This is a genomic window from Phenylobacterium sp., assembly GCF_044372605.1.
GTDB lineage: Bacteria > Pseudomonadota > Alphaproteobacteria > Caulobacterales > Caulobacteraceae > Phenylobacterium.
In genome coordinates, this window is the sequence record NZ_JBILRO010000327.1 from 1 (window position 1) to 2,888 (window position 2,888).

Here is a 2,888-nt window from a genome sequence, read left to right on the forward strand (position 1 = left end):
CCTTGAGGCTGACCAGGCCGCGTCCGGGCTTCAGGCCGACCACGCCGCAGACGGCCGCCGGAATTCGGACCGAGCCGCCGGTGTCGCTGCCCAGTGCGACATCGCAGAGGCCCGCCGCGACCGCCACCGCCGAGCCTGACGATGAGCCGCCGGGCGGGCGATGCACCCGGGCGTCCCAGGGGTTCCAGGGCGCACCCACAGCCCGGTTGGTCCCCCATGCGCCATAGGCCAGTTCCACCGTGTGGGTCTTGCCCACGACCGAGTATCCCGCCTGCAACAGGCGCTGGACGACCACGGCATGGGTGGTCGGGCCTGGGTCAAGCGGCACGACGGCGCCGCCCCCGGTGGGCGTCCCGGCGATATCCATCAGATCCTTGATGGCCACGGTGGGCCCATCGGAGGTCTCCCCGAACAGTGGCGGGTCGAAGACCTGGATGAAGGCTTTGAGACGGGGGTCGTAGCGGCGGATCCGCGCGAGGGCTTCAGTCGGTGTCATGTCCTGACTATCGCGCGACCTGCCGCCTCGCGCTAGGTAGGGGTATGTCCGAGAACCTCTACGATCTTCTGGCCAGCCGGTTTCCGCAGGACCGGGCGAAGCCGTGCTTCCTGCTGAGCGATGGCGGGCAGGTCAGCTACGGCGATCTGGAGGCCGGCGCGGCGCGGGTTGCGGGTCGGCTTGTGGCCGAGGGCGTTGAACCGGGCGACCGGGTGGCGCTGCAGGCCGAGAAGTCGGCGGCCGGCATCATGGTCTATCTGGGCGTCCTGAAGGCGGGCGCTGTCTTCCTGCCCCTGAACAACGCCTACACTTCCGCGGAGGTGGACTACTTCCTGAAGGACGCCGAGCCGCGGGTGTTCATCACTGATCCGGCATCCTGGGTGAAGGAGGCGATGCGGCATCCGCCCCTCGAGGTTTCGGTGAGCCGCACGGGCGGCGATCTGGCCAGCCTGATCTACACCTCAGGCACGACGGGCCGGTCCAAGGGCGCGATGCTCAGTCACGGCAGCCTGGCGGCCAATGCGCTGGCGCTGCACGAGGCGTGGGGCTTCACGGCGGACGATGTGCTGCTGCACGCCTTGCCGGTGTTTCATGTGCACGGACTGTTCGTGGCGCTGCATTGTGCGCTGCTCAGCGGGTGCCCGATGGTCTGGCTACCCAGGTTCGCGGACGCCGAGGTGCTGGCCGGCCTCAAGCAGGCGACGGTGATGATGGGGGTGCCCACCTTCTACACCCGACTGCTGGCCAATCCGGGGTTCACCCGGGAGCTGGCCTCTGGCCTGCGGCTGTTTGTCTGCGGATCGGCGCCCCTGATGCCCTCGACCTTCGCCGAGTTCGAGGAACGGACCGGACAGCGGATTCTCGAACGCTACGGGATGAGTGAGGCTGTGATCATCACCACCAATCCGCTGGCCGGCGGGCGGGTGGCCGGATCGGTGGGCTATCCTCTGCCAGGCGTAGATCTGCGGATCGGCGGCGACGGGCAGACCGGTGTCATCGAGATCAAGGGCCCCAGCGTCTTCTCGGCCTACTGGCGGATGCCGGAGAAGACGGCCGAAGAGTTCACCGCCGACGGCTTCTTCATCACGGGCGACGTGGGCCGGCGCGATCCCGATGGCCGGGTCTGGATCTCGGGCCGGGCCAAGGACCTGATCATCTCGGGCGGATACAACATCTATCCCAAGGAAGTTGAGCTGGTGTTCGACGAACTGCCTGGCGTGACGGAGACGGCGGTGGTGGGCGTGCCGCATCCCGACTTCGGCGAGGCGGTGGTGGCGGTGGTGATGGGGCAGGGCGAGGAGGCCGCCATGATCGCCGAGGCGCGCCGGCAGCTGGCGGCCTACAAGACCCCCAAGCGGGTGCTCTTTGTGGACGAGCTTCCGCGCAACGCCATGGGCAAGGTGCAGAAGAACCTGCTGCGCGAACGCTATGCGGACTTGTTCCGGACCTGACACCTCTGGCAGGGTCCGCGCCAATCACAACGGGAGACGTCAGATGGATCTGCAGCTCAAGGGCAAGACGGCAGTGGTGACCGGCGGGACGCGCGGCATCGGCCGGGCGATCGCCGACTGCTTCGCCGACGAGGGCGCCAATGTCGCCATTTGCGCCCGCAACGCCGAGCAGGTGGCCGAGGCCGTGAAAGCGCTGGAAGCCAAGGGCGTGAAGGCGTTCGGCAAGGTGGTCGACATCGCCGACGGCCCGGCCCTGCAGGCCTTTGTCAAAGAGGCCGGCGAGACCCTGGGCGGGATCGATGTGCTGGTTTCCAACGCCAGCGCCCTGGTGCAGGGCAATGGCGAGGACGCCTGGAAGGCGATGTTCGAGATCGACATGCTGGGCGCGGTCCGCACCTTCGAGGCGGCCAAACCCTTCCTGGAGAAGGCGGCCGCCGCCCATGGCGATGCGGCGTTCATCATCACCTCGTCGGTCTCTGCAGCCGAGACGGACAACCCCAATTCCTACGGCGCCATGAAGGCTGCCCTGATCCACTACGCCAAGGGCGTCGCGCGGGAGGGCGCGCCCAAACAGGTGCGCTGCAATGTGGTCTCGCCGGGCACCGTGTTCTTCGAAGGCGGCGTGTGGGGCAATGTGAAGGCCGGCATGCCCGCGTTCTTCGACCAGATGATCAAGCGCAATCCCACGGGTCGCATGGCGACCCCGGAAGAGGTGGCCGCGGCGACGGTGTTTCTGGCCAGCCCGCGTTCGGCCTTCACCACAGGCGTGAACCTGCTGGTGGATGGCGCGATCTCGCGGCGGGTGAACTTCTGAGGCCGGGGGCGGCGGCCGGACTTAACCCGAGGGGCGCGGGGGCGGTCGACCGGGGATGACCGGGGCGGCGCGGGCGGAGTTCAGCAGCTGGGAACGGACCTGAGGGGCCGCAACCGGGCGGGCCAGA

At 68.4% G+C, this 2,888-nt stretch carries 3 protein-coding genes; 2 read left to right on the forward strand and 1 reads right to left on the reverse strand.

All coding sequences use genetic code 11. The features are described from left to right. The coding region (locus ACIQ42_RS17675) for an amidase family protein (protein ID WP_397423542.1) at positions 1 to 496 on the reverse strand (496 nt) is incomplete at its 3' end. 44 nt (positions 497 to 540) lie between these two features. Between ACIQ42_RS17675 and ACIQ42_RS17680 the strand changes: the two genes are divergently transcribed. Together ACIQ42_RS17680 and ACIQ42_RS17685 are read left to right on the forward strand one after the other, a co-directional pair. After that, positions 541 to 1,947, forward strand: coding sequence for an AMP-binding protein (locus ACIQ42_RS17680; RefSeq protein ID WP_397423543.1), 1,407 nt, complete (start codon positions 541 to 543; stop codon positions 1,945 to 1,947). A gap of 43 nt (positions 1,948 to 1,990) precedes the next feature. Next, entirely contained in the window at positions 1,991 to 2,761 is a 771-nt protein-coding gene (locus ACIQ42_RS17685; RefSeq protein ID WP_397423544.1) for an SDR family NAD(P)-dependent oxidoreductase, read from the forward strand. Positions 2,762 to 2,888: the final 127 nt, after the last annotated feature.